We start from the raw sequence: 5,762 nt of genomic DNA, 5'->3' as shown, positions 1-5,762 counted from the left end.
GGAGGGTTATCCCCGTTCCCCAGGAGGAGTTCCATGGCCACACGACCTTCTGGCCCGCCGCCGATTGTCTATATTCTCCTGATTGCCATCTTGGGAGGGGGCGGCTGGTATGCCCATCGTTCAGGCTTGCTCAGCTCCTGGCTTAGCCGCACCTCTAGGATCCCGACTGCTCAGCCGCAAGCCTCCAATCCCCCTGCCAGCTCCGTTAACCTGGACACTTCCCTGCCCAACCCGGCGGTGCTGCAGATGGATGGCAGCGTCACGATGGTCCGCATCGTCTTGGCCTTGAAGTCTGGCTACAGCCAGCGCAACCCCGGCATCCCCATCACCTACGGGATCCCGGATGGCAAGCCCAACGGCTCCAATGCTGGCCTTAAGGCGCTGATGGAGGGCCGCATCCAGCTTGCTGCCAGCTCCCGCTCCCTCAACGCCACGGAGGTGCAGGCGGGTTTGCAGGCCATCCCAGTGGCCAAGGATGCGCTGGCGGTGGCGGTGGGGGTAAACAACCCCTACAAGGGCGGCCTGACGCTGCAGCAGTTGGCCGACATCTTCCAGGGCCGGATCACCAACTGGAGCCAGGTAGGCGGCCCCGATCGTCCGATTCGCGTTCTCAACCGCGCCCCTCAGAGCGGCACCTACAGCGTTTTCCAGGAGCTGGTGCTGTTGGGGCTGCCTTTTGCCCCCGATAACCCGCCCTACTTCACCACTGCCACCCAGGATGCCACCACCCCTCTCCTGCGGGCTTTGGGAGAAGACGGCATCACCTACAGCACCGTGGATCAGGTGCAAAACCAGCAAACGGTGAGGATGGTGCCCATCGACGGCCAGATGCCCACCCGCGAGGCCATCCAAAGTGGCCGCTACCCGCTGGCCCGCAACGTGTTCTTGGTGGTGCCGCGAAAGACCAGCCCCGTGGTGGCTGACTTCATTAACTACGCCCTCTCGGATCAAGGCCAACAGATCATTGGCCGCACCGAGTTCATCTCGCTGCGCTAGCCAGCCTAGCGGTTGGCGCGGTAGAGCAAGGCCCCCCCTATGCCTAGGCAGACGAAGTTGGGCAGCCAAGCTGCCACCTCTGGCCCCAGCGTCCCGATCTGCCCCAGCGCCTGGCTGACAAACAGGAGCACGTAGTAGGCGAAGATAATCAGCACGCTGAGGCCCAAGCCCAAAGAAGAACTGGTGCGCTGGGGTCGTAGGCCCAGCGGGGCCCCGATCAGGGTGAAGGCCAGACAGGCAAAGGGGATGGCGTACTTCTGGCTAAGGTTGACCTGGAGGCGGCGTACCCGCTGCAGATCCCCTGAGCTGGCGATGACCTCGATGTAGCGGCGCAGCTCTGGAATGTTCATCTCCTCGGGGCTGCGGACCTCCTGGGCCAAATCCAGCGGCGCCCGCGACAGACGCAGCTCCTGGCGGGCAAAGGTGGCGATGTTGCTGTAGGTGCCGTCGGGCGAAACGATGTAGGTGGTGCCCTCCTCAAACACCCAGAGGTTCTCCCAGGGATCCCAGCGCCCCCGCTGCGCCAGCAGGATCTGGCTGAGAGCCTCGTTGGAAAGATCCAGCACGATCACGCCGCGCATCTGCTGGCCATCGAAGCTGCGGGCATAGAACTGACGGGTTAGCCCTTGCCGGCGGGAAAAAGTGCCGTCTGGCTCGGGCGCGAGGATCTCGCCGAACTCTTGGTAGAGGATGTTCTCGCGGCGGAACTCTGGACTTCGGTTCAAAGCGCGGTTTAGAGTCAGGGCCGCCTGGCGGTTGCTCACCGGCACCACCAGCTCGTTGAAGAGAAACGTTAACGTCGTCACCAAGAGGCTGAGAAGGAGGGCCGGCACCACCAGACGATAGAGGCTCACGCCGCAGCCGCGCAGGGCAGTGATCTCGTTATCAGCAGACAGGCGCCCATAGGCCAGCAACGTCGCCAGCAACATCGACATGGGGAACGTCAGGACGATGATCCCCGGCGCCCGCAACACAAACACTTGCAACGCTGCTGAAAGGGACAGCCCCGCCTCTACCACTAGCCGCACCAGCTCAAACAGGGATCCCACTGCCATCACCAGGGTGGTGAACGCTCCCACCCCAAAGAAAAAGGGCAGGAGCATCTCGGAGATGATGTAGCGATCCATCAGGCCCACCGCGCAAACGATGGAGAGCCTGTTGCAAGACTGCTTGATTGAAGGAGGAGTAGGGGGAGAATGAAGTTTCACAAAACCAAGGGAAGTAGCAGTCAGGACAACCCGAAGGCTGTTAACGACTCTAGACCGGAACGCTGGCCAACAAAAGGTTAATCGCCTCCCTTTTTCACCCTAACTTGCCTATGATCGACCCAAGGCGGGCTTGGGCCGGGCGTTGGGCTTGTTTGTCTTGAGATAGCTTTCAGCATGGCTTCCTCTTCCCCCTCTTCGCCTAAGCGTTTGCTAGAGCAGCTCCTGGAGCTGCGACAGCAAGTTGTGGAGGGATCCCAGAAGTACTTGACCGCCTGGGGCAGCCCCTGCAACCCCTCCCCCGCTCTCGAGAACCTAGCTCGGTATTTGGCGCTGCGCCAACACGATCTGCGCGACCTGCAGTTAGAATTGGCCGCCCTGGGGCTGTCGTCGCTGGGACGCTGTGAATCGCGGGTTTTGGAAAGCTTGGATGCGGTGATCGCCATTTTGGCCGCCGCTCAAGGGCTGAGCCACAAGGGACCTAGCTATGAAGCGTTTTACGCCGGGGATATGGCCCTAGAGCAGCACACCGAGGCTCTTTTTGGCCCTCCTTCTCCCCACCGCCGTGCCCGCATCATGGTGACCTTGCCCGGCGAAGCCGCCGAGCAGCCCGAGCTGCTGCTGCAACTGTTACAACGGGGCATGAACGTGGCCCGCATTAACTGCGCCCACGACGATCCCTCGGTGTGGGAAAAAATGGTGGCCCACTTGCGCCGGGCCGAAGCCCAGACCCAACGGCGCTGCAAGATTTTGTTCGACCTGGCCGGCCCTAAGATCCGCACTGGCCCGGTGGCCATGCCACCCGGCAAAGCCAAGGTGTACGGTGGGGATCGCATCCTGCTCACGGCAGCCATTCCGCCGGTCGACTCTGACATCTGCTGCCAGGTGGCTTGCACCCTGCCGGAGATCTTGGCCCACCTCAAGGTGGGGGCAACTGTTTGGATCGACGACGGCAAAATCGGCGCTCGTGTAGTGGGGATCGAGCCGGCAGGGGTGGTGCTGGAGGTGGACAAAGTCGCCCCGCAGGGCAAGAAGCTGCGGGAGGAAAAAGGCCTCAACTTTCCCGACAGCCAGCTCTCGATCCAGCCCCTCACCGAGAAAGATCGCCAAGACCTGGACTTCGTGGTGCGGCATGCCGACCTGGTGGGCTATTCCTTTGTCCAGCAGCCGGCGGATTTGCAGTTGCTGTTTTCTGAGCTGGAGCGGCGCCAGGCCCGGCCCGATCTGGGCTTGATCCTCAAGATTGAAACGCAGCGAGCGGTGCAAAACCTGCCCACTCTGATCGCGGCCGTCGACGGCTGCCGGCCCCTGGGGGTGATGATTGCCCGGGGAGATCTGGCCGTGGAGATTGGCTGGCTGCGCCTGGGCGAGATCCAGGAGGAGCTGCTGTGGATCTGTGAGGCCGCCCATGTGCCGGTGGTCTGGGCCACCCAGGTGCTGGATCAGCTCACCAAGGAGGGCCTGCCCTCCCGGCCTGAGCTTTCCGATGCGGTGATGTCGGCCCGGGCCGAGTGCGTCATGCTCAATAAGGGCCCCTATCTCCTGGAGGCGGTTGCCCTGCTGGACGAGCTGCTGGCCCGCATGCAGGCCCACCAGCACAAAAAAAGCCAACGCCTGCGAGCTTTGTACTCCTGGCGATGAGATGGAGCGGCATCAAAGACGGAACTTCTCCCCCAGGTAATACTTGCGCACCAAGGGATCCGCCGCCAGCTCCGCTGGTGTGCCCTTGGCCAGGATGGCGCCGTCGTTGAGAATATAGGCCCGGTCGGTAATCTCCAGCGTCTCCCGCACGTTGTGGTCGGTAATCAAAACACCGATGCCCCGCTGCTTGAGCTTGGCCACCACCTCTTGAATATCCGCCACCGCAATGGGATCCACCCCCGCGAAGGGCTCATCCAGCAGCAGGAATTTTGGCCCGTGGATCCCGGCTGCCAGGGCGCGGGCGATCTCGGCGCGGCGCCGTTCTCCCCCCGACACCTGCAAACCCAAACTGTGGGCCACATGGGCAATGCGAAACTCCTCCAGCAGGTGGTTGAGCCGCTGCTGCCAGAGGCGGCGAGGCACCCCCGTCTGCTCCATGATCAGCAGCAGGTTGTCTTGAATGCTGAGGCGACGAAAGATGCTCGGCTCCTGAGCCAAGTAGCCGATCCCCAAGCGGGCCCGGCGATGCATCGGCAGATGGGTGATGTCCTGGTCATCCAGCCAGACATGGCCTCGGTTGGGCTGGATCAGGCCGGTCATGATGTAGAAGGTGGTGGTTTTCCCCGCCCCATTGGGCCCCAGCAGCCCCACAACTTCTCCCTGCTGAATGTGCAAGCTGACGTCGCTCACCACCTCACGGCGGCCATAACGCTTACAGATGTTTTCCAGTCGAATCTGCATAGGATCGGCACAGGGTTGCTGTTCGATGCTGACTGATTCTGGAGGGCTAGTTCCACAGAGGCTTCTCTCGCAAGGCTGCCCCGAACTCGACCCCTGATCTAGAGGGGGACGAGCAGAATTGACCACCTGCATGGGAATTGGGAAGATCTTCAGATACGGTTGCCGGATGCCGCAACTGCTCGCGCTGCCCCCGGATGGGATCCCTGGCCTTTCCCATGCTCCGCTGTCCAGCTTGCCATTGGCTCAACCTCGACTCCGAGCGTCGCTGTCGCCGCTGCGGTTGCTTCCTGCGTTGTCGCCCTCTCCCCCCCTGGGAAAGCTTGCCCGTTGCCCGGCCGGAGGAAACGCCAGCCGAGCCATCCTTCTCGGCTGGCAACCCGCTAGGATTGCGTCTTGGCTGCCTCGGCGATACTTTCGGTTTTGCTGGGACTGGGGCAACTGTCTTGGCATTGGGTGGATCCGCTGCTGAAAGATCCTCCCCCGCCCGGCGATAGCCCACAAGCTCTGGGGCGATAAGGCCACAACGTCATCACACCTTGGGAGCGTCTGTCGATCCACAAAACCAGGCAGATCTGTGCAGTGGCCGAAGCCGGCAGATGCCACTATCATGTGACCAACGCAAAACAACCCCGCTCTGCCGGATTGTCTCAGTCAACTTTTTGTGAGGCTTGGTTACCATGAACTTTCATCTCAAAGCTTCCGCCATTTTGGCCCTGCTGGCCACGACAGCCGTCGCTTCCAATGCCGCCGCCACAACCCCCAACGCCTGCTTCCTGCGCTACCTGCTGGCCTCCAGAACCTGTCCCAATTGCCGGCTGGGATCCCTTGAGCTGAGCAACCTGGATCTGGCAGAGGCTAACCTCCAGGGTGCCGACCTGATCGAGGCCAACCTGGAGCGCACCATCCTCACTGGCGCCGATCTCAGCCAGTCCTACTTGGTGGGAGCCAATCTGCGGCGCGCCCAGTTGCGTGGCGCCGATCTCAGCGGTGCCTACCTGGAGGGAGCGGACTTGCGGGGTGCTGATTTGCGGGGTGCCGATCTCTCTTCTGCCTCCCTGTACGGCGCCGACTTGCGGGGGGCCGATCTGCGCGATGCCAATCTGACCGGGACTGACCTGAGCTTTGCCCGCACCTGGGGCACACGCCTTCAGGGCGCCGTTCGGGAATAGTGCAATCGGC

General features: G+C 62.3%; 5 protein-coding genes. 3 read left to right on the top strand and 2 right to left on the bottom strand.

Features of this window, described 5'->3' with window-relative positions; all coding sequences use genetic code 11:
• The first annotated feature begins 33 nt into the window (after positions 1–33).
• The gene (locus NW809_RS10255) at positions 34–996 is read left to right on the top strand and encodes a phosphate ABC transporter substrate-binding protein (RefSeq protein WP_414402062.1); all 963 of its coding nucleotides are present in this window, start codon (positions 34–36) and stop codon (positions 994–996) included.
• A gap of 5 nt (positions 997–1,001) precedes the next feature.
• Here the strand turns inward: NW809_RS10255 and NW809_RS10250 are convergent, their stop codons facing one another.
• Positions 1,002–2,123 carry an LptF/LptG family permease gene (locus tag NW809_RS10250; RefSeq protein WP_414402061.1) on the bottom strand — a complete coding sequence of 374 codons (1,122 nt, stop codon included), beginning with the start codon at positions 2,121–2,123 and terminating at the stop codon, positions 1,002–1,004.
• A gap of 255 nt (positions 2,124–2,378) precedes the next feature.
• Between NW809_RS10250 and NW809_RS10245 the strand changes: the two genes are divergently transcribed.
• Positions 2,379–3,842: a pyruvate kinase gene (locus NW809_RS10245; RefSeq protein WP_414402060.1), complete on the top strand. Its 1,464-nt coding sequence runs from the start codon at positions 2,379–2,381 to the stop codon at positions 3,840–3,842.
• 12 nt (positions 3,843–3,854) lie between these two features.
• Here the strand turns inward: NW809_RS10245 and lptB are convergent, their stop codons facing one another.
• Positions 3,855–4,583, bottom strand: a complete 729-nt coding sequence (lptB, locus tag NW809_RS10240; protein ID WP_011430074.1) for an LPS export ABC transporter ATP-binding protein — start codon at positions 4,581–4,583, stop codon at positions 3,855–3,857.
• Positions 4,584–5,260: 677 nt separating this feature from the next.
• Between lptB and NW809_RS10235 the strand changes: the two genes are divergently transcribed.
• The gene (locus NW809_RS10235; protein WP_011430073.1) at positions 5,261–5,752 is read left to right on the top strand and encodes a pentapeptide repeat-containing protein; all 492 of its coding nucleotides are present in this window, start codon (positions 5,261–5,263) and stop codon (positions 5,750–5,752) included.
• The last annotated feature ends 10 nt before the right edge of the window (positions 5,753–5,762 follow it).

This window comes from Synechococcus sp. WC101, assembly GCF_047461555.1.
GTDB lineage: Bacteria > Cyanobacteriota > Cyanobacteriia > Thermostichales > Thermostichaceae > Thermostichus.
Note: the sequence above shows the minus strand (reverse complement) of the source record. Positions and strands in the feature narration are given on the sequence as shown.